The 23,052-nt window shown below is 62.7% G+C and carries 16 protein-coding genes, 1 tRNA gene and 1 pseudogene; 11 read left to right on the plus strand and 7 right to left on the minus strand.

Going from position 1 to position 23,052, the window contains the following annotated elements; translation table 11 throughout:
* Positions 1–61 precede the first annotated feature (61 nt).
* Positions 62–1,120, minus strand: a complete 1,059-nt coding sequence (locus AC1RRC_RS18555; RefSeq protein ID WP_493057004.1) for a 3-deoxy-7-phosphoheptulonate synthase — start codon at positions 1,118–1,120, stop codon at positions 62–64.
* 108 nt (positions 1,121–1,228) lie between these two features.
* Here AC1RRC_RS18555 and ybiB point away from each other — a divergent pair, with 108 nt between their 5' ends.
* The 8 genes from ybiB (at position 1,229) to AC1RRC_RS18595 (ending at position 10,305) form a co-directional block, all read left to right on the plus strand.
* A complete protein-coding gene (gene ybiB, locus AC1RRC_RS18560) occupies positions 1,229–2,185 on the plus strand; it encodes a DNA-binding protein YbiB (RefSeq protein ID WP_493057005.1) in 957 nt (318 codons plus the stop codon).
* 132 nt (positions 2,186–2,317) lie between these two features.
* Positions 2,318–3,532, plus strand: coding sequence for a BaiN/RdsA family NAD(P)/FAD-dependent oxidoreductase (locus AC1RRC_RS18565; protein ID WP_493057006.1), 1,215 nt, complete (start codon positions 2,318–2,320; stop codon positions 3,530–3,532).
* A 191-nt stretch (positions 3,533–3,723) separates the two neighbouring features.
* Positions 3,724–3,936: a 30S ribosomal protein S21 gene (rpsU, locus tag AC1RRC_RS18570; protein WP_005665410.1), complete on the plus strand. Its 213-nt coding sequence runs from the start codon at positions 3,724–3,726 to the stop codon at positions 3,934–3,936.
* A gap of 138 nt (positions 3,937–4,074) precedes the next feature.
* Entirely contained in the window at positions 4,075–4,524 is a 450-nt protein-coding gene (locus AC1RRC_RS18575) for a GatB/YqeY domain-containing protein (protein ID WP_493057007.1), read from the plus strand.
* A 131-nt stretch (positions 4,525–4,655) separates the two neighbouring features.
* Positions 4,656–6,455: a DNA primase gene (dnaG, locus tag AC1RRC_RS18580; RefSeq protein ID WP_493057008.1), complete on the plus strand. Its 1,800-nt coding sequence runs from the start codon at positions 4,656–4,658 to the stop codon at positions 6,453–6,455.
* Positions 6,456–6,933: 478 nt separating this feature from the next.
* Positions 6,934–9,123 carry an RNA polymerase sigma factor RpoD gene (gene rpoD, locus AC1RRC_RS18585; RefSeq protein WP_493057009.1) on the plus strand — a complete coding sequence of 730 codons (2,190 nt, stop codon included), beginning with the start codon at positions 6,934–6,936 and terminating at the stop codon, positions 9,121–9,123.
* A gap of 94 nt (positions 9,124–9,217) precedes the next feature.
* Positions 9,218–9,296: transfer RNA gene (locus tag AC1RRC_RS18590), tRNA-Ile, on the plus strand.
* 166 nt (positions 9,297–9,462) lie between these two features.
* A complete protein-coding gene (locus tag AC1RRC_RS18595) occupies positions 9,463–10,305 on the plus strand; it encodes a nuclear transport factor 2 family protein (RefSeq protein ID WP_493057010.1) in 843 nt (280 codons plus the stop codon).
* 215 nt (positions 10,306–10,520) lie between these two features.
* Here the strand turns inward: AC1RRC_RS18595 and AC1RRC_RS18600 are convergent.
* Positions 10,521–10,784 (minus strand): annotated as a pseudogene (locus AC1RRC_RS18600) (polyphosphate kinase 2); the annotation flags it as partial.
* 178 nt (positions 10,785–10,962) lie between these two features.
* On the opposite strand from AC1RRC_RS18600, the gene lpxO reads away from it, so the two are divergent.
* Positions 10,963–11,862 carry a lipid A hydroxylase LpxO gene (gene lpxO, locus AC1RRC_RS18605; protein ID WP_493057011.1) on the plus strand — a complete coding sequence of 300 codons (900 nt, stop codon included), beginning with the start codon at positions 10,963–10,965 and terminating at the stop codon, positions 11,860–11,862.
* Between the two features lie 19 nt (positions 11,863–11,881).
* Here lpxO and AC1RRC_RS18610 read toward each other — a convergent pair whose 3' ends face one another.
* Complete coding sequence (locus AC1RRC_RS18610) at positions 11,882–12,196, minus strand: hypothetical protein (protein WP_493057012.1); 315 nt, start codon at positions 12,194–12,196, stop codon at positions 11,882–11,884.
* 60 nt (positions 12,197–12,256) lie between these two features.
* Positions 12,257–13,555 carry an NRAMP family divalent metal transporter gene (locus AC1RRC_RS18615; protein WP_493057013.1) on the minus strand — a complete coding sequence of 433 codons (1,299 nt, stop codon included), beginning with the start codon at positions 13,553–13,555 and terminating at the stop codon, positions 12,257–12,259.
* Between the two features lie 146 nt (positions 13,556–13,701).
* Between AC1RRC_RS18615 and AC1RRC_RS18620 the strand changes: the two genes are divergently transcribed.
* On the plus strand, positions 13,702–15,438 hold the full coding sequence (locus AC1RRC_RS18620) for a methyl-accepting chemotaxis protein (protein WP_493057014.1): 1,737 nt from the start codon (positions 13,702–13,704) through the stop codon (positions 15,436–15,438).
* A 169-nt stretch (positions 15,439–15,607) separates the two neighbouring features.
* Here the strand turns inward: AC1RRC_RS18620 and AC1RRC_RS18625 are convergent, their stop codons facing one another.
* Both AC1RRC_RS18625 and AC1RRC_RS18630 read right to left on the minus strand, forming a co-directional pair.
* Positions 15,608–15,799 (minus strand): oxidoreductase-like domain-containing protein, encoded by a 192-nt coding sequence (locus AC1RRC_RS18625; protein WP_493057015.1) that lies wholly within the window; start codon positions 15,797–15,799, stop codon positions 15,608–15,610.
* On the minus strand, positions 15,796–18,990 hold the full coding sequence (locus AC1RRC_RS18630; RefSeq protein WP_493057016.1) for a diguanylate cyclase domain-containing protein: 3,195 nt from the start codon (positions 18,988–18,990) through the stop codon (positions 15,796–15,798). Before AC1RRC_RS18630 ends, AC1RRC_RS18625 begins: the two co-directional genes overlap by 4 nt.
* A 465-nt stretch (positions 18,991–19,455) precedes the next feature.
* Between AC1RRC_RS18630 and AC1RRC_RS18635 the strand changes: the two genes are divergently transcribed.
* Complete coding sequence (locus tag AC1RRC_RS18635) at positions 19,456–20,895, plus strand: DEAD/DEAH box helicase (RefSeq protein ID WP_493057307.1); 1,440 nt, start codon at positions 19,456–19,458, stop codon at positions 20,893–20,895.
* A 122-nt stretch (positions 20,896–21,017) separates the two neighbouring features.
* Here AC1RRC_RS18635 and AC1RRC_RS18640 read toward each other — a convergent pair whose 3' ends face one another.
* Positions 21,018–23,018 carry a hypothetical protein gene (locus tag AC1RRC_RS18640; protein WP_493057017.1) on the minus strand — a complete coding sequence of 667 codons (2,001 nt, stop codon included), beginning with the start codon at positions 23,016–23,018 and terminating at the stop codon, positions 21,018–21,020.
* Positions 23,019–23,052 lie beyond the last annotated feature (34 nt).

The raw sequence follows: 23,052 nt of genomic DNA on the forward strand, positions 1-23,052 counted from the left end.
GGTTTCCGCACAGCTTCGCTGGCGAGAAACCGCCCTACGGGTGACAACAGCAACCGTTACTTCAAGGACGCGCCAGCAATTCCTTGTGCGCCGCGCGCAGCATGTCGGCCGTGGTGTCCCAGTCGATGCAGCCGTCGGTGACGGAGCAGCCGTATTTCAGTTCCGCCAGGTTTTGCGGGATCTTCTGGTTGCCGCCCACGATGTTCGATTCAATCATCACGCCGACCACCGACTGGTTGCCGTGCGTGATCTGGTTGACCACGTCGGCCATCACCAGCGGTTGCAGTTCCGGTTTTTTATAGCTGTTGGCGTGCGAGCAGTCGACCACCACATTGGCCGGCAACTTGGCTTTTTCCAGCGCCTGGGCGGCAATCGCCACCGATACGGAATCGTAATTCGGACGGCCGTCGCCGCCACGCAGCACCACGTGGCCATAGGCGTTGCCGCGGGTGCGCACGATGGAGACATTGCCTTCGCCGTTAATGCCGAGGAAGGCGTGCGGATTGGCGGCCGACAGGATGGCGTTGATGGCGATGCTGATGTCGCCGTCGGTGCCATTCTTGAAGCCCACCGGGGTCGACAGGCCGGACGACATTTCGCGGTGCGTCTGCGATTCCGTGGTGCGCGCGCCAATCGCGGTCCAGGCGATCAGGTCGCCCAGGTATTGCGGGGAAATCGGGTCCAGCGCTTCGGTGGCGGTCGGCAAGCCCAGTTCGCACACGTCCAGCAGGAACTGGCGGGCTTTTTCCATGCCGGCATCGACGCGGAACGAGTCATCCATGAACGGATCGTTGATATAGCCTTTCCAGCCGGTGGTGGTGCGCGGCTTTTCGAAATACACGCGCATGACCAGCAGCATGGTGTCGGCGACTTCCGCCTGCAGTGCTTTCAGGCGGCGCGCATAGTCGAGACCGGCTTCCGGATCGTGGATCGAGCAGGGGCCCACGACGACGAACAGGCGCTTGTCCTTGCGGTCGAGGATATTGCGCAGGTCGGCGCGGCCTTTCATCACGGTTTCCGATGCGGCATCGGTCAGCGGCAGCTTCGCGTGCAATTCCGCCGGGGTCGGCATGGACGCGAAGTTGGTAACGTTAATGTTTTCGATATCTGGCGAAATCATAATTCTCTCGGACAACTCTTTGCTGATCATGGGGGAACTGACAAGTGTAGCTGAATTGACGCAGCTCTGCCCGCTGCCGCTTGTCTTGATGTAGTAAGCTTGCGCCCTATGACGACACCACACCCGAATCCATACGCCGCCGCCCACATCATCAAAGAGATCGGCCGTGGCAAGAAAGGCGCGCGCAGCATGGCGCGCAGTGACGCCCGCGACCTGTATGCCGCCATGCTCGATGGCCGCGTCAGCGACCTGGAACTGGGCGGCATTTTGCTGGCGATGCGCATCAAGGGCGAATCCGTCGAGGAAATCGCCGGTTTCCTCGATGCGGCGGAAGCGTCCTTCACGCCGCTGCGCGCGCCGGCAGGCGCCTGCGCGCCGGTGATCATCCCCAGCTATAACGGCGCCCGCAAGATGGCCAACCTGACGGCGCTGCTGGCGCTGCTGCTGGCGCGCGAAGGCGTGCCGGTGCTGGTGCACGGCGTGCCGCACGACCCGGGCCGCGTGGCGACGGCGGAAGTGCTGGCGGAACTGGGCATTGCGCCGGCCGGCAACCATGCCGAAGCGGAAGCGCTGCTGGCCGACGGCAAACCGGCCTTCATCACGATCGACGCGCTGGCGCCGAAGCTGGCCCATATGCTGTCGCTGCGGCGCCGCCTCGGCGTGCGCAATTCGACCCATACGCTGGTGAAGATCATGCAGCCGTTCGCGGGCCCCGCGCTGCGGCTGGTGTCGTATACGCACCCGGAGTACCTGGAAATGCTGGGCGAATACTTCACCACGGCGGTGGACCCGGCGCGCGGCGATGCCTTCCTGATGCGTGGCACGGAAGGCGAGACGGTGGCCAATGCCAACAAGGGACAAAAGATCGACTGGTTCCACCAGCATGAACGCACGGTGCTGGTGGAAAAGGCGCAGGAAGCGGAAGAAGACGTGGTGCTGCCGGACGATAAAAGCGCCACCGCCACGGCCGCGTGGATCGCCTCGGTACTGCGCGGCGAGGTTCCGGTTCCCGCGTCGATTGCGGAACAGGTGGCGCAATGCGCGAAAGCCGCCCGCGCCCTGTGATCATCTACTCGACAATATGGGGCCAGGCCCTGAAATGTCGAGTAGCTTTTTGCATTCGGGCAAATATTCGGACAAATCCGGGCAATGGCTGCCCCGGGCTTACAATGGCGGGTTTTACGTTCCGAGGCGGATATGAAGCAGTTTGATGTGGCAGTGATCGGCGCGGGCGCGGCCGGCATGATGTGCGCGGCGGAAGCGGGCAAGCGCGGGCGGCGCGTGGTGTTGATCGACCATGCGGACAAGCTGGCCGAGAAAATCCGCATTTCCGGCGGTGGACGCTGTAATTTCACCAACGTCAATGCGAGTCCGGCGAATTTCCTGTCGCAAAACCCGCACTTCTGTAAAAGCGCGCTGTCGCGCTACACCCCGCAGGATTTCCTCGCGCTGGTGAAAAAGCATCGCATCGCCCACCACGAAAAGCACAAAGGCCAGTTGTTCTGCGATAGTTCGGCCGACGACATCATCAACATGCTGAAAGCCGAATGCGCGGTCGGTAACGTGCACTGGCGCATGCCCGCCAAGGTCGACAGCATCGAGCCGGGCGCGCCGGGCGAGGGTGGTTTCACCATCTATACCGATACCGGCGTGGTCAATGTGCAAAGCGTGGTGATCGCCACCGGCGGCCTGTCGATCCCGAAAATCGGCGCCACGGATTTCGGCTACCGCATTGCCAAACAATTCGGCCTGAAACTGGTGGACACCCGCCCCGCGCTGGTGCCGCTGACCTTTGATGCCCAGGAATGGGCGCCGTTCGTGCCGCTGGCCGGGATTTCCCTGGAAGTGGACGTGGAAACCGGGTCGCTGAAAGGCCGCAATGCCGACGGTGCGCGCTTCCGCGAAGACTTGCTGTTCACGCACCGCGGCCTGTCCGGCCCGGCGATCCTGCAAATCTCGTCGTTCTGGCAAGCCGGTAACCCGATCACCATCAACCTGTTGCCGGAAATGGATGTGGTGCAAGAGTTGATCGACGCCAAGCATTCGACGAAAAAGCAGCTGGGCAACGTGCTGTCGCAATGGCTGCCGGCGCGCCTGGCCGATGGCTTGCTGCTGGCGCACAGTTTTAACAGCGAAGTCCGGCTGGCCGACATGCCCGATGCGCAATTGCGCAAGCTGGGCCAGTTGCTGAACCAGTGGACCATCACGCCCAACGGTTCCGAGGGATATCGCAAGGCGGAAGTCACGCGCGGCGGGGTCGATACGCGGGAATTGTCGCAGCAAACCATGATGGCGAATAAAGTGCCGGGGCTGTATTTCATTGGTGAATCGGTCGATGTGACGGGGTGGCTGGGAGGCTACAACTTCCAGTGGGCCTGGGCTTCGGGAGTGGCAGCCGGACAGGCGGTCTGATATACTTGTCATCCCGGTCAGGAAGCAACAGACCGGGAACCGATATTGGCAGGACGAAAAGATTGCTCAAATCAGACAGTTTCACCATGAAACTGGCCTGTTGAGCCGGTTCGGCGTCCAAAGCTCTTCCCAATTGGGCCAAAAGCTGCTACTATCTTCTTCTTCCTAAATCTAACGGTTTGAATTTTTACATGACCACCATTCGCCTCAAAGAAAACGAGCCGTTCGAAGTCGCAATGCGTCGCTTCAAACGCACCATCGAAAAAACCGGCCTGCTGACCGAACTGCGCGCACGCGAGTTCTACGAAAAGCCAACGGCTGAGCGCAAGCGCAAGCTGGCAGCTGCAGTGAAGCGCCACTACAAGCGCATCCGCAGCCAGCAACTGCCTAAGAAACTGTACTAATTCTGCCATTCAGGATGGCCCGGCAGTACGGCATCGCGCCGCGGGCTCACCTGTGCAGTTGAATGCCCGCTCCGGTTTGTTCCGCAGCGGGTTTTCGTTTTTTGCGCTTTGTTCCAGCGCCTCTTTCAGGATACCGACATGACTTTGAAAACACAGATCTCCGATGACATGAAAGCCGCGATGCGCGCCAAGGAAGCGGGCAAGCTGGGCACCATCCGCCTGTTGCTGGCGGAAATCAAGCGCAAGGAAGTCGATGAGCAGATCGAGTTGAACGATGCGCAAGTTGTTGCCATCGTGGAAAAAATGCTCAAGCAGCGCAAGGATTCGATCACGCAATTCGAAGCCGGCGGCCGTGCCGACCTGGCGGACATTGAAAAAGCCGAATTGGCGGTGCTGGTGGCGTACATGCCGGCCGGGCTGTCCGACGAGGAAGTGGCGGCTGAAGTGGCGGCGGCCGTGGCGGCTTCCGGTGCTGCCGGTCCGCAGGACATGGGCAAGGTCATGGCCATCGTGAAGCCGAAGCTGGCTGGCCGCGCCGACATGACCGTGGTGTCCGCGCTGGTGAAGAAGGCGCTGACGCCGGCGTGATGCCGGCATGGCGGCTTTCGCTACGCGAAAACCGCCCTACGGTGCTGACGCCGGCGTGATGCCGGCTATGGCGGATGACGGCCAGGCCTTATCCGCCTTTATTGAAATCGTTTTAAGCAGACCGATCGCCGATGATCCCTCAATCCTTCATTTCCGATCTGCTCAACCGCGTTGATATCGTTGACGTGGTCGGCCGTTACGTCCAGCTGAAAAAGGGCGGCGCCAATTACATGGGCCTGTGCCCATTCCACAGCGAAAAATCCCCCAGCTTCACCGTCAGTCCCACCAAGCAGTTTTATCACTGCTTCGGTTGCGGCGCCCATGGCACGTCGATCGGTTTCCTGATCGAGTATTCCGGCATGGGCTTTGTCGATGCCGTCAAAGACCTGGCGCAAGGCGTGGGCATGGTGGTGCCGGAGCAGGATGACCGCATTCCACCCGCGCAGCGCGCGCAAATGCAGGCGCAAAGCCTCGCGTTGTCCGATGCGATGACCCAGGCCGCCGACTACTACAAGCTGCAGTTGCGCCAGGCGCCCGCCGCGATTGGCTATCTGAAAGGCCGTGGCCTGACGGGCGAAATTGCGGCCCGCTTTGCCCTCGGCTATGCGCCAGGCGGTTGGGACAACTTGCGCAGCGTATTCCGTGATTACGACGCGCCGGCGCTGGTCGAGGCGGGCCTGGTCATCGACAAGGTCGATGAGGAAGGCAACCGCAACAAGCGCTATGACCGCTTCCGCGAGCGGGTGATGTTCCCGATTCGCAATACCAAGGGGCAAGTGATTGCCTTCGGCGGCCGGATCATGGAGCAAGGCGAGCCCAAGTACTTGAATTCTCCCGAGACGCCCCTATTTTCCAAGGGCCACGAGTTGTATGGCTTGTTCGAAGCCCGGCAGGCAATCCGCGATGCGGGTTATGTGCTGGTGACGGAAGGCTATATGGATGTGGTGGCGCTGGCCCAGATGGGTTTCCCACAAGCCGTGGCGACCCTGGGTACGGCTTGCACCACCACCCACGTGCAAAAGCTGTTGCGTCAAACAGACAATGTGATCTTCAGTTTCGACGGCGACAAGGCCGGCCGCCGCGCCGCGCGGCGCGCGCTGGAAGCTTGCCTGCCGCATGTGTCGGACAACAAGACCATCAAATTCCTGTTCCTGCCAGCCGAGCACGATCCGGACAGCTATATCCGTGAAAACGGTACTGCCGCCTTCGAGCAGCAGGTCCACGAAGCCATGCCGCTGTCGCAATTCCTGTTGCGGGAAGTGGCGGCGGACTTTGATTTGAGTGAGCCGGAAGGCCGTGCGCGTGTGCAATTTGACGCCAAGCCGATGTTGCAGGCCATGACGCCGTCGGCGTTGCGGTTGCAGATCGTGCGCGGGCTGGCCGCCATGACGCAGAGCAGTCCCGGTGAAATCGAGGCGCTGTGCGAATTGAGCAAGCCGGTGGCGGAAGTGCGCCGCGCGCCGCCGAGGTCGTCGCGGCCGGAGCCGGTGGGCCTGGAATTGCAGATCGTGCGGCACCTGGTGGCGCACCCGGCGCTGGCGCTCGAGATTGATGACTCGGGCCTGGCGGCGTTTGACAGCTTCGGGCCGGAACGGGCGGAGCGGCTGCGCCAGCTGGTGTCGGCAGCGCGGGCGCTGGGGCCGCAAGGCAACTTTGCTTCGCTGGCGATGCACCTGAAGGAGCAGGGTAACGAGTACGACGCGATCATCACGGAAATCTCGTCGGAAAGCGCGGAATCGGAATTTGACGCCGTGAAGCAATATGTGGCCAGCGCGATCCGCCAGATCAAGCTTGATGCGCTGAAAGCGGAACTGGACCAGTTGTTTACGTGCGGAAAATCAGCGGCGGAGATCAGTGACCGCTTCCGTGAAATCTCCGCCATGCAAGACCAGTTGCGCAGGGAAGCCGAGGTGGGATTACCCGGCCGGTAAAGGGTGAATTATAGTCCGTCGCGTATAGGGGGAACCCGGGGCGTTCCCTCTGGAATTTGTAAAGTGGCGTGCTATAATAAAACGCTAAGTGTTGACTTTTCGCTTAGCTTTGTTTAGGCAAAATTTGGTTTGATTTCAGTAAGTTAGGCTCTTGATCGGCACAGCAGGTTGGTAGCCGGCGGCCAGGGCCAGACTTCGGGCACGGACGGTGCGGCAGCAACAGTACCTTTTCCGGTGCCTGTCAGGCTCTAGCCCCCACGCGCTGTCATACAGTAGAATTTCTGCCAAGCATGACCTAGGGTTGAGGTCATGGGGTGGTGATTCCTGCTGTGCTCAGCACGGTTAGGAGCTGGAAGGTATAAGTAGTAGCATTGTTGCAAGAACTTTATCCTAACCCGTAAAGCAAGTCGTTGTGTAATCGAAAGCGCCTGTGCCAACAAAGAAACCTGAATCCCAAGCGGCTGACAAGCCCAGCAAAGTGACTGCCAAGGCCGCGAAGTCGGCCGACAAATCGGAAGCGCGCACCAATGCGCCACCGGCAGTCAGCCAGACCACGGATGCCGCAGCCCTGGCTGCCATCGACACTTCCGGCTATGTCTTGCCGTCCGTGAAGGTGCCGGGGCGGCGGGGACGCAAGCCCAAGGAATTCACGCCGGAAAACGAAGAAATCGCCGCATTGAATGCGGTCGAGCGTGCCGAGCTGAAAGCCGTGGACAAAGCGAAGGCCAAGGATCGCAAGGCCAAGGAAAAGGCGTTGCTGAAGGACGCGTTTTCGTCCGACACGGAAGCGACCGAGGAAGAACTCGAGCGCCGCCGCCAAAAACTCAAGACCCTCATCAAGTTCGGCAAGGAACGCGGTTTCCTGACCTACGCTGAAATCAACGACCACCTGCCAGAAAATATCGTCGATCCGGAAGCGATCGAAGGCATTATCGGCACCTTCAACGACATGGGCATTGCCGTCTACGAGCATGCGCCCGATGCGGAAACCCTGTTACTGTCCGATAGCGTGGCCAATGTGGCCAGCGACGATGAAGCGGAAGCGGCGGCCGAGGCGGCACTGTCGACCGTGGATTCCGACTTTGGCCGCACCACCGATCCAGTCCGCATGTACATGCGGGAAATGGGTTCGGTCGAGCTGCTGACGCGCGAAGGCGAAATCGAAATCGCTAAGCGGATTGAAGACGGCTTGAAAGACATGATCCAGGCGATTTCCGCCTGCCCGGTCACCATCGCGGAAATCATTGCCGCCTCCGACCGTATCCGCAACGATGAAATCAAGATCGATGAAATCGTCGACGGCCTGGTAGACGACAACGACGACCAGCCAGCGCCTGCCGCCGCCGCGTCCGATGAAGACGACGAGGACGAGGACGAGGAAGAAGAGGAAGAAGAAGAGGAAGAAGAGGCCAGCCCGGCCGCCGCCGCCGCCGGTTATTCGGCCGAGCAGCTGGAGCAGTTGAAAAACACGGCGCTGGAAAAATTCGACCTCATCTCGCAGCAATTCGACAAGATGCGCCGCGCCTTCGAGAAAGACGGCTACAACTCGAAAGCCTACGTCAAAGCGCAGGAAGCGATTTCCAATGAATTGCTGGGGATCCGCTTCACCGCCAAGGTCGTGGAAAAACTGTGCGACACCCTGCGTGGCCAGGTCGATGAAGTGCGTCACATCGAGAAGCAAATCCTCGACGTGGCCGTGAACAAGTGCGGCATGCCGCGCGCCCACTTCATCAAGGTCTTCCCGGGCAACGAAACCAACCTGGAATGGGTCGATGGCGAAGTGGCGGCCGGTCACGCGTACAGCGCGATCCTGGGCCGTAACATCCCGACCATCAAGGAATTGCAGCAGCGCCTGATCGACTTGCAGGCGCGCGTCGTGCTGCCGCTGCCGGACTTGCGCAACATCAACCGCCAGATGGCGGCCGGTGAAATGAAGGCGCGCAAGGCCAAGCGGGAAATGACGGAAGCGAACTTGCGCCTGGTGATTTCCATCGCGAAGAAATACACCAACCGCGGCCTGCAATTCCTGGACCTGATCCAGGAAGGCAATATCGGCTTGATGAAGGCGGTGGATAAATTCGAATACCGCCGCGGCTACAAATTCTCGACCTACGCCACGTGGTGGATCCGCCAGGCCATCACCCGCTCGATCGCCGACCAGGCGCGCACCATCCGGATTCCGGTGCACATGATCGAGACCATCAACAAGATGAACCGCATCTCGCGCCAGATCTTGCAGGAAACCGGCGCCGAGCCGGATCCGGCCACGTTGGCGATCAAGATGGAAATGCCGGAAGATAAGATCCGCAAGATCATGAAGATCGCGAAAGAGCCGATCTCCATGGAAACGCCGATCGGTGACGACGACGATTCCCACCTGGGCGACTTCATCGAAGACAACAACACGCTGGCGCCATCGGACGCGGCGTTGCATGCCTCGATGCGCGGGGTGGTGAAGGATGTGCTGGATTCGCTGACGCCGCGCGAAGCGAAGGTGCTGCGCATGCGCTTCGGTATCGAAATGTCGACCGACCACACGCTGGAAGAGGTCGGCAAGCAGTTTGACGTGACCCGCGAACGGATCCGCCAGATCGAAGCCAAAGCGCTGCGCAAGCTGCGCCACCCCTCGCGTTCCGACAAGCTGAAGAGCTTCCTGGAAGGTAATTAAGTCTTGACGGGCTGCGGTGTTGCACCTATGCTCCTGTGTCCGGAATTTTCGGATCAGGGGCGGTGTGTGCCGTTGCCTGATGCAGTACCCCTCAGGGCCCTTAGCTCATGCTTGGTTAGAGCAGAGGACTCATAATCCTTTGGTGCCCAGTTCGACTCTGGGAGGGCCTACCAAATTCGTATTGTAATCAGGGACTTAGGGTATATTTCTAAGTCCCTTTTTACATTGCACTACCGCCGAACGCGCCTGAACCTTCAGCAATCCTTCACCCACCCTTCATCAACTCTTCATGCAGCGAACCTAGACTGAAACCCTTCTCAACCAACAAGGAAGGCACTCATGAAAAAGGTTCGGACTCTGGCCACATGCTCGGCCGCGGTCGCAGCAATCGGTGCGGTGACGATCTTCGCGTTGCCGCACACGGCATCGGCGGACACCACGGTCATCCAGGCGGAAATCAAGGCGGAAATCAAGGCGGAAATCAAGGCGGAAATCAAGGCGGCCGATGCAGCGTATTGGAAGGCGTATAACAGCTGCGACTACAAGGCGCTCGATGCGCTGACAGCGGAAGATGTCGAGTTCTATCACGACCTGGGCGGCATCACGCATGGCCGGGCCGACCTGACCGGTTCCGTGCGTAACAATATCTGCTCGCACACGGATGCCACCATCCGCCGCGATGCGGCCCCGGAAGAGACCCAGGCCTTCCTGCTGCGCCGGGGCAATGAAGTGTATGGCGCGCTGGTCACGGGACAGCACTACTTCTTCCGCGTGATGAAAGCCAACGGCGCGGCGGTGCCGACCGATAACGCGCGCTTTTCCGCGTTGTGGGTCAAGCAGGATAAAGGCTGGAAGCTGTCGCGCGTGGTGAGCTATGACCATCAGCCGGTCGCGCAGGACGGCGAGCGCAAAGTGATCCAGTTGAGTGCTGCGGACCTGGACAGCTATGCGGGCCGCTATGCCGCCAAGATCCAGCCGGTGCTGGTGTTCCAGCGCGCCGGCGGCAATTTGTCGGTGGATGTGGGCGGCAACGCCGTGACCCTGTATCCGATGTCGGCCACGCAGTTCTTCATGAAAGAACGCGATATCGTGGTGGATTTTAAAACCGCCGCCAATGGCAAGTCACCCGGCTTCGTGGTGCTGGAAAACGGCGCGCCGGTCGATGAAGGCACCCGGCAATAAACGCGGCATGCATGGCTGTGTGCGCCGCAGAACATACAGCAGCGTGAGGCCAGCCTAGACTGGCTCCATCGCTACCCACGATGGAGACCATCATGCGACTCCCCGGAGGCATACAGCCGCGCCGCGGCCGCCACTTTGCCAGTGTGCTGATTGCATTATTGATGTTCGTGTTGCTGCTGATGTTTATCCCGTGGTGACGGGACGGATGGGTAAGCTCAGTAGCGCTCCGGCACGGACATGTCCGCCGGGACTGGACGGCGCTCATCGTCGTCGTGGTACTCGCGTTCCGGCAACTGGATCACCGCTTGCGGCACGTCCGTGTACGGCACTTGCCGCAGCAGGTGGGTCCGCTCCAGCATGGCTTCCTTGGCCTTGGTGTACTCTTCCCGGCGGCGGCGCGATTCCAGGTCCATCGGGCTGAGTTTCCACTGCTTCAGCGGATCGTAAATACGGCTGAGGAAGCACGCATGCTGTCCTTCATGTTGAGCTCCCTGCAGTGCGCCCCGGGACGATACAGCGGGTGTGTGGCGTGGTGATGACTACAGGTCACGGAATAGACCGGCAATATTGACTTGTTGATATCGTTATGGCAACGAAATCGGGCAGGGGCTGGTATTTGACGGTATCATTACCGATTGCTCAAATGCTGGAGGCTTCATGAAGCTGGCGCTGGTTTCGATTTATTTACTGTCTGTTTTCCACATTCACTTCCGTGGCAAGGTGCGCCTGCCCTTCATGCGCCAGTTGTTTGACCATTCGTCATTCATGGCGCCGATCAACTGGTTCATGCACACGTTTTCCCGCGTGCCATCGAAGCCATATCTGTCGCTGGAGCAGTTCAAGGAACTGGAACCGCTGGCCGCCAACTGGCAAGTGATCCGGGCCGAAGCGGAAGCATTGCGGGCGCTGCAAAAGATCAAGGCGGCCGAGCAAAATGACGATGCCGGCTTCAATTCCTTCTTCAAGAATGGCTGGAAGCGTTTTTACCTGAAATGGTATGACGCCAGCCACCCGTCGGCCGAGCAGTTGTGCCCGCAGACCTATGCGCTGCTGAAAAGCATCCCGTCCGTGAAAGCCGCGATGTTTGCGGAATTGCCGCCGGGCGGCAAGCTGAACCCGCACCGCGACCCGTTCGCCGGTTCGCTGCGCTACCACCTGGGCCTGGCGACGCCGAACGATGACCGCTGCTTTATCGATGTCGATGGCGAGCGCCACAGCTGGCGCGACGGCCAGGGCGTGATGTTCGATGAAACTTATATTCACTGGGCCATCAATGGCAGTGACAGCGACCGCATTATTTTGTTCTGCGACGTCGAGCGTCCAATGCGCTTCGGCTGGGCGCAGGCCATCAACCGGTTCCTGGGCCGCACCATGATGACGGCGGCCAGCTCGCCGAATGAAACCGGCGACCAGACCGGGCTGGTCTCGAAACTGTTCAAGATTTCGTTTTACATGGGGCAGTACCGCCGCCGCTTCAAGGCGTGGAACAAGACCGCGTATAAGGCCACCAAGTTTGGCCTGATTATCGGTCTGGCGGCGGCAATTATCTTCCTGTGACGTCATCCCCGGCCGGCACTCACCGGCCGGCTTCTTCCGGCGTCAGCATCCACACGTTGACGATCAATCCTTCCCGGTCTTCTTCATACTTCACCACGATATTCCTGCCGCGCAGGCTGGCCGGGACTTCGATCAGGTTGTCCTGGTTGAAGATGCGGGCGGCCGGCGCCAGGCGGCGGGTCTTGCCATCGATGATGATGTCGGGATGGTAGGCGGGCGTCATCACGCCCCGTTTGGCGTTGGGCGGAAACGGCCGCTCCGCGAACGCGGGTAAGGTCGTCAGCAGTGCCAGTGCGGCAGCCGCGGCGGCGGCGAGGGCGGTCAGGGGGCGCATCGTTCCAGCTTACCGGAGTGGCCGCCGCGCCGCAATCGCTACGCCATCGTTATGCCATCGTTATGCCATCGTGACCAGCATGGCCGCCACAGCCGCCGCCATCGCCCCGGTGCACGCCCAGCCCAGCGCCTTCAGCCAGCCCGGCAGCACTTGCTTTCCCATCACGGACGGCATTCCGCCCAGGTGCATCATGACCGCCATCACCGGCACGGCAATCACGCCGTTGATGACCGCGCTCCAGTACAGCGCCTGGATCGGATCGAACCGGGCAAAGCCCAGCGCCACGCCTGCCAGGGTGGAGGCGGCAATGATGCCGTAAAACTTGCGCGCGGCCGATGGCGCCAGCTCGAGGCTGCTGCGCCAGTGGAATGCCCCGGCGACCGCATAGGCGGCGGAACCGGCCAGCACGGGAATCGCCAGCAATCCCGTGCCGATGATGCCGATCGTAAACAGGGTGAACGCAAAATCCCCCGCCACCGGCCGCAGGGCGGACGCCGCCTGCGCCGACGTGGCAATCTCGCGCACGCCATGGGCGTGCAAGGTGATGGCCGCGGTCAGCATGATGCAAAACGCCACCAGGTTGGAAAAGCCCATGCCGGTCAGCGTATCGAGCTTGATGCGGCGGTATTCTTCTTCCGCCTGGTCCGGCGCCCGCTTCAGCGCTTCCGCTTGCGGGTTGGCGTGCAACTCTTCCACTTCCTGCGATGACTGCCAGAAAAACATGTACGGGCTGATGGTGGTGCCCAGCACGGCCACCACGGTGGTCAGCCACGCCGGTGTCCATTGCAACTGGGGCAGCATGGTGTCGTGCAGCACGCGCAGCCAAGGCACGCGCACCACCAGCAGGGTGGCGACATACGCCAGCAGCGCCAGCGTCAGCCATTTGAGGATGTGCACGTAGCGCTGGTAGGGAATAAAGATTTGCAGCAGCAGCGACAGCACGCCGAATCCCGCCGCATACAGCGGCGCCGGTCCGCCGGCCAGCAATTGCACTGCCTGGCCCATGGCCGCCATGTCGGCCGCGATATTGATGGTGTTGGCGACCAGCAGCAGCAACACGATCGCGTACAGCAGCGGCGCCGGGCAATGGCGGCGGATATTGGACGCCAGCCCGCGCCCGGTCACGCGGCCAATGCGCGCGCTGGTCATCTGGATGCCCACCATCAGCGGATAGGTCAGCAGCACAGTCCATAGCATGCCGAAACCGAATTGCGCACCGGCCTGGGAATAGGTGGCGATGCCGCTGGGATCGTCGTCGGCCGCGCCGGCCACCAGGCCGGGACCAAGTTTGCTGGTCCAAGATCCATGCTGCACGCCTCGCGCGGCGCGTGGAGGGGAGGGGGAAGATAGGCTGTCCATGACGCATGCTGGGGCCGGACCGCCGGCTCGTCAGTTAGGGCGCGAACATTGTTGTGCCCATGCTCTTGCTTTGTGGCGAGGCGTGGCCCATGATGTAAACCTGTAGTTGCCGTTCTGCATACTCATCCAAACAACAGGGAGAGATTATGAAGTGGTTCTACAACTTGCGGATCGCAAGGAAGCTTAATCTCACCTTCGGGGTCGTCCAGCTGTTGACCCTGTTCCTCGGCATCAATGCCATCATGGCCATGAGCCGCATCCACAGTGCATCGGAAGAGCAGGCCACGGACTGGATGCCGAGCGTGCAGGCGGCCATGGACATGCGCACCAATGTCGGCGATTTCCGCCGCTGGGAACTGGCGCACATGATCGCCGCCAGCGACACCGCCTATGCCGACTATGAAAAGCGCATGGCCGCGACGCAGGCCGATCTCATGCAGGACATCAATGCCTATACCAAGCTGATTTCCGGCAAGGACGAGCAGGCGCTGTACGACCAGTTCAAGAAAGCCTGGCAGGAATTCATGGTCGAACACGACAAGCTGGTGGCCTTGTCGCGCCAGGGCGCCAAGGATGACGCGCGGGCGCTGGCGACCGGCGCTTCCACGCAAAAACTGGTGCAAGTGACGGACGCGCTCGACAAGCTGGTCAAGCTCAATGCCGAAGGGGGCGCGGCGGCCAACAAGGCGGCCGACTTGGTGTTTGACCGTTCGATGTGGTCGATCGGCCTGCTGGTGGCGGCCAATATGGTCATCGCCATCATCATGCAACTGTGGCTGGCCAGCATCGTGTCGAAGCCGCTGCAGGAAGCCGTGTCGGTGGCGCGCAAGGTGGCGGCGGGCGACCTGACGGTCGCAATCGACGTCAAGAGCAAATGTGAAACCGGCGACCTGATGCAGGCGCTCAAAGACATGCTGGCCAGCCTGCAATTGCTGGTGGCGCAAGTGCGCACCGGCACCGATACCATCGCCACCGCTTCCACGCAAATCGCGTCGGGCAACCTGGACTTGTCATCGCGCACAGAGCAGCAGGCCGGCTCGCTGGAAGAAACCGCGTCGTCGATGGAACAGCTGACGTCGACCGTCAAGCAAAATGCCGATAATGCGCGCCAGGCCAACCAGCTGGCGCAATCGGCTTCCGGCATTGCCGTCAAAGGCGGCGACGTGGTCAGCCAGGTGGTCGGCACGATGGCGTCGATCAATGAATCGTCGCGCAAGATCGTCGACATCATTGCCGTCATCGATGGCATTGCGTTCCAGACCAATATCCTGGCGCTCAATGCGGCGGTGGAAGCGGCGAGAGCCGGAGAACAGGGCCGGGGCTTTGCCGTGGTGGCGTCCGAAGTGCGTTCGCTGGCGCAGCGCTCGGCGGCCGCCGCCAAGGACATCAAAACACTGATTGGCGACTCGGTCGACAAGGTGGAAGCCGGATCGAAACTGGTCGATGAGGCGGGCGCCACCATGAATGAAATCGTGGCCAGCATTACGCGTGTGACTGACATCATGTCGGAAATCACGGCGGCCAGCCAGGAGCAAAGCGGCGGCATTGCGCAAGTCAATGAAGCCATCACGGACATGGATCAGTCCACGCAGCAAAACGCGGCGCTGGTGGAGCAGGCCGCGGCCGCCGCGGAAGCCATGATGGAACAGGCGGCGCATTTGAGCGAGGTGGTCAGCGCCTTCAAGCTCGATGCCAGCGCGATGGCGCGGGGTGCGGCGCAGGCGCCTGCACCGAAGGCGGTTCCCGCCGCCCCGACGCGGGCGGTGGCGCTGGCCAAGCCGGCGGCGAAGTCCGTGGCGAAACCCGAGCCCGAAGCCGCGCCGCAGCCAACGGCGCGCAAGCGCGCCAATGCGCCGACCGCGGACGAGTGGGAAGAGTTCTAATGCGGCCTAAGCAGCCCGGGGACGCAACACCCTGACGTTGCGGCATTGCGTAGGGCGGTTTCCGCGTAGCGGAAGCCGCCATGCATGTGGCGCGTTGACACAAGCAGGCGGCTTTGTAAAAGCCGCCCTACGGAGCACGCGTCCCGGCGCATCGTGAGTGCGCGGTCCGTCATGCGGAAGCATCCGGATGCCGGCCCAGCCAGGCAGCCAACTCTTCCCGGTATTTATACAGCGCTTCGGTATACAAATCCTCCACGCAATAAGTGCAGCCGCTGTGGCAGCAATCGCCCGGTTGCGGCGCTTCCGGTGGTTCGGGGCGCGGGTCCAGGTCCGTCGTTAAAGGTTGTGTGGTCGGGTTCATGCAGCTTCCGCATCGTCCATGGCCAGCAACGCCTGGTTGCGGCCTTTTTGTTTAGCGCGGTACAGCGCTTCATCCGCCAGTTGCACCAGGGCTTCCGGCGTGTTGTTTTCATTGGGCGCCAGCACGGCCACGCCGACGCTGACCGTGATCACGCCGAACGGCGACGCCGCATGGGGCAGCGCCAGGCGCTGCAGTTCGGTGCAGATGGCGGCCGCCGTGCCATACGCGTCGGCCGCGTTGGTGCTGGCGGACAGCAAGACAAATTCTTCACCGCCATAGCGCGCCACCAGGTCCGTGGTGCGGCGTCCGTGCGATGTGATCAGTTGTGCCACCCGGCGCAGGCTGGCGTCGCCGGCCTGGTGGCCATACAGGTCGTTGTATTTCTTGAAGTGGTCGACATCGAGCATCATCAGCGCCAGCGTTTGCCCGGTGCGCGCCGCGCGCCGCCATTCCGCCGTCAGCGCCGCATCGAAGCCGCGCCGGTTGCGCACGCCCGTCAAGCCATCGGTGGTGCTGAGCGCTTCCAGTTTGCGGTTCGATTCTTCCAGCTGCGCGGTGCGGGCCGCGACCAGCTGTTCCAGCAATGCTTGCTGGTGCTTCAGGCGGCGGATGCGCCAGCGGTAGGCGCCGGCCAGCGCGCCCAGCACCAGCAGTGCGGCGGACAGCCGGAACCACCAGCGCTGCCAGAACGGTGGCGTGATCGTGATCGACAAGGTGGCCGGTTCGGTACTCCAGACGCCACGGTGGTTGGCGGCGCGCACCCGGAAAGTGTAAGTGCCGGGATTGAGGTTGGTATAGCTGGCGCTGCGGTGCGCCGCATCGGTATACACCCAGTCCGGATCGAAGCCCACCAGCTGGTAGGCATAGCGGTTTTGCAGCGGCTCCGTGTAATGCAGCGCGGCGAATTCAATCGAGAACACCGAGGCTTGCGAAGACAGCGTCAGCGCACGCGGCGCCGTCAGCGGGCCTTCCAGCCGGATGCCATCGTCATGCACGCTGTCGCCCAGCGAACGGTTAAAGACCGTCACGTCCGTGATCGCCACTTGCGGCGCCACCGACATGCTGCGCACCGCATCCGGCGTCACGGCGGTCATGCCGTGCACGCCGCCAAAGTACAGCGTCCCGTCCGGCGCACTGGCGACGGAATTGATGGTGTAGCCATCGGTCAGCCCGTCGGACGGCGTGTACAGCATGGACTGGCCGCTGGCCGGATCGATCCGGTACAGGCCGGCAATGGTGCTGGCCCAGATCCGGCCCGCGTGGTCGCTGCGCAGCGCCAGCACTTTGGCGTTGTTGACCGCCTTCGCCCATGAGCGCAGCGTGACCTTGCCATCGCCGCCAACCGTCACCTGGTTCAAGCCCTTGGCGGTGCCGACCCACAAGGCGCCCCGCGCATCTTCATGCAGGCTGGCGACGTTATCGTCCAGCAGCGACATGGCGTCGCCCGCCACGTGGCGGAAGTGGCGGAAGCGGCCGGTGGCGGGATCGAGCATGTCGAGCCCGCCGCCATTCCATTCGGAACCGGCCCACACCCGGCCGGCGCGGTCTTCCAGCACGGCCGAGGTGCCGTTGACCGCGCGGCTGTGCGGATCGGCCGGGTCATTGAAATACAGCCGGTGCTGGCCGCTGCGCGGGTCGTAGCGCACCAGACTGTTTCCGGTGCCCAGCCACAGCACGCCCTGCTTGCCGGGGGTAATCGCGTTGATGTAATCGCTGGCGGTATTGCCGAAGCGGACCACTTGCACGCCGGCCTGGTCGAGGCGGTTCAATCCGGTCGGGGTGCCCACCCACAGCGGGCCGCCCGCGTCATCCTGGTGCAGACTGTAGGCGATGTTATTACTGAGTTTGCCGGTCTTGCCCGGCTCGCCTTGCCAGCGTTGCTGCACCTTCCCCGTCGCCGGGTCATACAGGCTCAGGCCCAGGTTGCCGCCAAGCCAGACCTTGCCGCCCGGCGCCGGCGCCAGGCTGAGCAGGGCATTCGAGGCGGCCTGGTCGCGGTTGTCGAGCCGGTGCGGCACATGGCGGCGGAATCCCGCCGTGTTCAGGTTGGCCAGGCTGACACCGTCCGTAAACGACGCGACCCACAGCATGCCGCCCCGGTCTTGCATCATGGCGCGCAGGTTATTACCGGGCAGCGAGTGCGGATCGCCCGGCTGGTGCTGGTACTGGTCGAAGCGTTGACTGCCCTCATTCCAGCGCAGCAGGCCGGCCGACAGGGTGGTGGCCCACAGCGCGCGATCGCGGTCGATATAAAAGCCCGTGACCCGGCTGGCTGGCGAAGCGGCCAGTTGGCGCTGCTCCCATGGCTGGCGCGTATCCCACACCACCACGCCCGCTTCCGTGCCGATCCACAGCCGGTGCTGGCCGTCGAATTGCAGTGCGCGCACGATGTTGAGGCGGGTGTCCGGCTTGTCCGCGCGGTCGATACGGTCCACCCTGTAATGGCGGAAACCGGTGGCGCCGGGCGCCAGGTAATCGAGGCCGCCCGGCCAGGTGCCGGCCCACACGCCGCCCTGGCTGTCGACGGCCAGCGCATTCAAGTCATTGCTGGCCAGGCTGTCCGGCTGTTGCGGATCGTGCTGGTAGGTGGCGCTGAACTTGCCGGCGGCCGGATCGAAATGCTGCAGGCCGCCCCAGGTGCCGACCCACATGCCGCCCTTGCCGTCACCCACGATGTTCTTGACGATGCCCTTGTTGGGCGGCCCGTCTTCCGGCAGGAATGGCGTGAAATCGTTGCTTTCCGGGTTATAGCGGGCCAGGCCGTTCGACGTGCCGGCCCACAGCCGCCCGGCGGCATCTTCGAACAGCGCGGCCACGCGGTCGTGCGGCAAGGCGCCCGGTTTATCTTGCTGGTGCGCGAATTTGACGGCGTGGTAACCGTTATAGCGGTACAAGCCATTGCTGTGCGTACCGATCCAGACGAAGCCTTGCCGGTCCTGCAGCAATGCCAGCATGGACGGTTCGTTATTGCCGAGCGGGCCCAGTTTGCGGAAGCGCAGCGAGGGCGCGTCGGTCGCGGCTGCCGCGCCGGCGGTCGCGGCGCCTGTCACCGGGGCCGTGACCGCCGTGGCAGGCGGGGCTGACGCGATGGCGGTCGTCAGCGGCTGGGACAGGGCGGATAACAGGGTCAAACCCAGGGCAAATCCCGGGACGCTGCGTCGTTGCAGCGGGTTGAAAGATAAGTTGGCCATCCCTGTTATTATACGTTGAGCAATACTTTCTCTGGAAAAAATGCTGTTCTCGTGTACAGTTGCCGAAATTTAGGGTATCGTGTAGGCCGCTGAATTTGTGTCCTTCCGCGCGGGCGCTCCGGCTGAGAGCCTGCAATTAGCGCACCTTCCCGCCATGCCCCCGTTTCCGGCGACGTCTGCCAGGAACGGTGAGTCCAGGATGATAGTATCCCGCACGGAAACATTGTGAATAATTTTATGTCCGAACTCCAGAATACTTCCGCCGCACCAGTTGAAACGCCCGTGACCACTGTTGAACCGTCCGTTGCCGCCCCTGTCGAGGCGCCTGTTGCGGCTGAGGTGTCGGCGCCAGTTTCAGCGCCAGAATCGGCGCCTGCCGAGGCTCCTGTTACCGCAGCCGATGCGGCTCCCGCATCTGCGCCTGTCGCGCCGGCCGCTGAAGTTCCCGCTGCCGCGTCAGCGCAGGTGTGCTTTGCCGATTTCGGCCTGTCGCCCGATATCCTGCGTGCGCTGACGGCGCAAGGCTATGTGCATCCGACCCCGATCCAGGCGCAAGCCATCCCGGTGGTGCTGCAAGGCCGCGATGTGATGGGAGCCGCGCAGACCGGTACCGGCAAGACCGCCGGCTTCTCGCTGCCGATCATCCAGCTGTTGCTGGCGCATGCCAACTCCAGCATGTCGCCGGCACGCCATCCGGTGCGCGCGCTGATCCTGACGCCGACCCGCGAACTGGCGGTGCAGGTGGCGGAAAACGTGCAAGCCTATTGCCAGTTCACACCGCTGCGCGCCTGCGTGGTGTTTGGCGGCATGGACATGAAACCGCAAACCGAAACGCTGCGCCGTGGCGTGGAAATCGTGATTGCCACACCGGGCCGCCTGCTCGACCACGTCGAGCAAAAGAACATCAGCCTGGCGCAAGTGCAGATGCTGGTGATGGACGAAGCGGACCGCATGCTCGACATGGGCTTCCTGCCGGACTTGCAGCGCATCATCAACCTGTTGCCGAAGCAGCGCCAGAACCTGATGTTCTCGGCCACGTTCTCGCAGGAGATCAAGAAACTGGCTGGCAGCTTCCTGAACAACCCCACCACCATCGAAGTGGCGCGCAGCAATGCCACCGCCGACCGCGTGACGCAGGTGGTCTATAAAGTCCAGGAAGACTACAAGCGTGACTTCGTGGCGCACGTGCTGCGCCAGCGCGAGTTGAAGCAGGTGATCGTGTTCTCGAACACCAAGATCGGCGCGTCGCGCCTGGCGCGCGGCCTGGAGCAGGAAGGCATGAAAGCGTCCGCCATCCACGGCGACAAGACGCAGCAGGAACGCATGGCCGCGCTGGAAGCGTTCAAGAAAGGCGAAATCGATGTCCTGGTGGCGACCGACGTCGCGGCGCGCGGCCTCGATATCTCCGACTTGCCGTGCGTGATCAACTTCGACTTGCCGTACAACGCGGAAGACTATGTGCACCGTATCGGCCGTACCGGCCGCGCCGGCGCCTCGGGCGATGCGATTTCGATTTATTCGGACAAGGACGAGCGCCTGCTGGTCGACATCGAAAAGCTGATCAAGCAAACCATTCCGCGCGGCGACGTGTCCGGCTTCACGCCGCCGTCGACCCGCGTGGGCCGCGATGACCGCCACGGCGAGCGCCGTGCCGCCAGCAGCGCCGGCGCCAGCGCCAGTGCCGCTCCACGCCGCGACTTCGAAGGCCGTGGCGAGCGTGGCGAACAGCGCATGGGCGAACGCCGTCCGTCCGGCCCGGTGCGCCGTGAAAAAGTCGATCCATGGTTCCTCAAGCCGTATGAGCCAAGCAAGAGCAGTGCAACGGTCCAGGCCGCGCAGGCACCGGCGCCGGTCAAGCCGAAGCGCCAGCTGGCCGCCTTGCTGGGTGGCTTGCGCAAGCACTAATCCGATAACCGGGGTGCCGGGCCTTCAGGCCTGGCAGCCGGATCTCAGACAGCAGTGATAAAAAAACCGCGTCGCAGTGTGAACTGGACGCGGTTTTTTTTTATACCCTGGCGCAGGGCGTGTCATTGCAGGCTGACCTGTTGCAGGAACAGGGCCAGCTTGCGGCCATCCTGTGCCCCCGGACTGCGCGGCGCTTCATGATGCAATTCGATTTGCAGGCCGCTGGTGGTGGTGGCGTTGGGAATCGCCACGGTTTCGCCCGCCTGCAGGTCGGCGTAACCCATGTCGGCGCCGTTGATGACCACGCGTGTGCGGCGGTTGCCGTCGAAGTAGCGGCCGCGGAGGGCAATATGCGCATGCATGCCGGGCTGCGCGTAAGCGACCGTCAGGCGCGATACGGGGCCGGTGCTCCACATGCCGCCCGGCGACTCGCCGCTGGCCGGTTCCAGCACGCTCCAGCCACTGCCGGCCGACACATAGGGCCCGGCGGACAATTGATCCACCGTGACGGTGGTGCGTGTGACGCAGCGCATCGGACCATCCATGTAGATCCAGTCGCCCCGGCGGCGCGTGGCGCCAGCGCCGCTCAGCGTTTCACCGGCGCCACACAGCTTGCCCAGCGGGTTGGGATTGGTGTCGTGGTACATGGCCTTCCAGATGCGGTGGTCGTCGCGCAGTGCATACACGTTCATGCTGACGGCGTGGAAGTCGTCGCGGAGCGAGACGCGCTCGGCAAAAATCTCCGGTTCCGGGTTGTACAGCCTCGGCATCCGGTGCAGCACGAATTTCGCCGCCGGGCTTAATTCCACGGCACTGTAGGTCGTGCCGGCCGCCATGGCCACCGCCTGCAGCGCCATCACACCGCCCAGCAGTACGCGCGGCCAGCGCGCCTCGCTGCGCAGGCGCCACAGCAGCAAGAAGACAAACGGCATGGCGCTCCAGTAGGCGTAGCGCATCACCCCGGCCGCGCCGGAATTCCAGTTATGCACGGTCAGCGCCGGGATCGCGTACGCCACCGTCAGCACGGCGCACAGCAGCAGCGCCAGCGCGCGGCGGCGGCGTTCCTGCCGCGCCATGCCGCGCCAGCCCCACAGCAACAGCATGGCGGCGACAGCGGGAATGGCCACGATCATGCCCTGGTTGAAATCAAAAAACAGCGAATGCAGGCGGCCCGGGTTCATCATGCTGGCGGCCGTACTGATGCTGGCAATGATGCTGGGGGTGCCGAACACGTGCAGGTTGAACAGCACCGGCGTGGCCGCCAGCGCACCGCCCAGCAGCAAGCCGCCGAAGGTGCGCGGGCGCAGTGTATTGAGCACCCCCTGGCGCAGGCCGAGTCCCGGCTGCAAACTCCAGGCCAGCACCGGCATGATGCCCAGGGTGAGGATGATGCTGGGGTTTTGCATGGCGGCCAGGCCGACCAGCGCCCCGCCGCGCAGCGGGGCGCCGCTGCAATACCAGGCCAGGCCGGCCAGCAGCGCGGCGGCGCTGATGAATTCCGGGCCCATCCAGTTCCAGTAAAGCGAGCCGCCACACAGCATGAACAGCACCACGCCGGTTCCGGCCCTGAGCGCAGCGCCATTCCCGCTACGCGGTACGGCGCCATGGCCGCTACGCGGCAAGGCGCCGCCGCCGGCCGGCGCGGATGCGAACAGGTGCAGCAATGCCATCGCCAGCACGGGCAGTATGGCCAGGTTGGCCGCCTGGTAGCATTTCAACAGCGGCAGGCCGGTCCACTGGAACACTTTGAACGGCACGGCCGCCAGCATGGAATAGGCGGGGAAGTGGATGGCATAGACCTTGCCGTCCAGGCTACGGTAAAAACCGGGCACCATCGGCGTATTGACCGGATCGCGCCGGTACGCTTCCAGCTGGTCCAGGTGCGCCGTCAGCTCAGGCGGCAACAAGCCGCGCATGGCGGCGATATCGTCGGCGCGGACTTCCGTGCTGCCGTGCGACGCGGCCGATACCGTCATTTGCAGGTATTCCGCAAAATCGCCCGTCAAGTTGGCGCGCCGTCCCGCCAGCAGGGCCAGTATGGCAAGGACCAGGACCAGCAGCAGGTGGCGCGCGCCCGCGCGGGACGGAGTTGGCAGGCTGAGGGATGGAGGCAAAGTGCTCAAATAAAAATTCCGTTCATGGGGGAGGTCGTACCAG

Source organism: Pseudoduganella sp. GW821-FHT12E03 (assembly GCF_058807115.1).

Coding starts and splice junctions, on each gene's coding strand:
- dnaG (WP_493057008.1), top strand. CDS start 4,656: ATGATCCCTCAATCCTTCATTTCCGATCTGCTCAACCGCGTTGATATC.
- ybiB (WP_493057005.1), top strand. CDS start 1,229: ATGACGACACCACACCCGAATCCATACGCCGCCGCCCACATCATCAAA.
- lpxO (WP_493057011.1), top strand. CDS start 10,963: ATGAAGCTGGCGCTGGTTTCGATTTATTTACTGTCTGTTTTCCACATT.
- AC1RRC_RS18595 (WP_493057010.1), top strand. CDS start 9,463: ATGAAAAAGGTTCGGACTCTGGCCACATGCTCGGCCGCGGTCGCAGCA.
- rpsU (WP_005665410.1), top strand. CDS start 3,724: ATGACCACCATTCGCCTCAAAGAAAACGAGCCGTTCGAAGTCGCAATG.
- AC1RRC_RS18630 (WP_493057016.1), bottom strand. CDS start 18,990: ATGGCCAACTTATCTTTCAACCCGCTGCAACGACGCAGCGTCCCGGGA.
- AC1RRC_RS18565 (WP_493057006.1), top strand. CDS start 2,318: ATGAAGCAGTTTGATGTGGCAGTGATCGGCGCGGGCGCGGCCGGCATG.
- AC1RRC_RS18575 (WP_493057007.1), top strand. CDS start 4,075: ATGACTTTGAAAACACAGATCTCCGATGACATGAAAGCCGCGATGCGC.
- AC1RRC_RS18615 (WP_493057013.1), bottom strand. CDS start 13,555: ATGGACAGCCTATCTTCCCCCTCCCCTCCACGCGCCGCGCGAGGCGTG.
- AC1RRC_RS18555 (WP_493057004.1), bottom strand. CDS start 1,120: ATGATTTCGCCAGATATCGAAAACATTAACGTTACCAACTTCGCGTCC.
- AC1RRC_RS18625 (WP_493057015.1), bottom strand. CDS start 15,799: ATGAACCCGACCACACAACCTTTAACGACGGACCTGGACCCGCGCCCC.
- AC1RRC_RS18610 (WP_493057012.1), bottom strand. CDS start 12,196: ATGCGCCCCCTGACCGCCCTCGCCGCCGCCGCGGCTGCCGCACTGGCA.
- AC1RRC_RS18620 (WP_493057014.1), top strand. CDS start 13,702: ATGAAGTGGTTCTACAACTTGCGGATCGCAAGGAAGCTTAATCTCACC.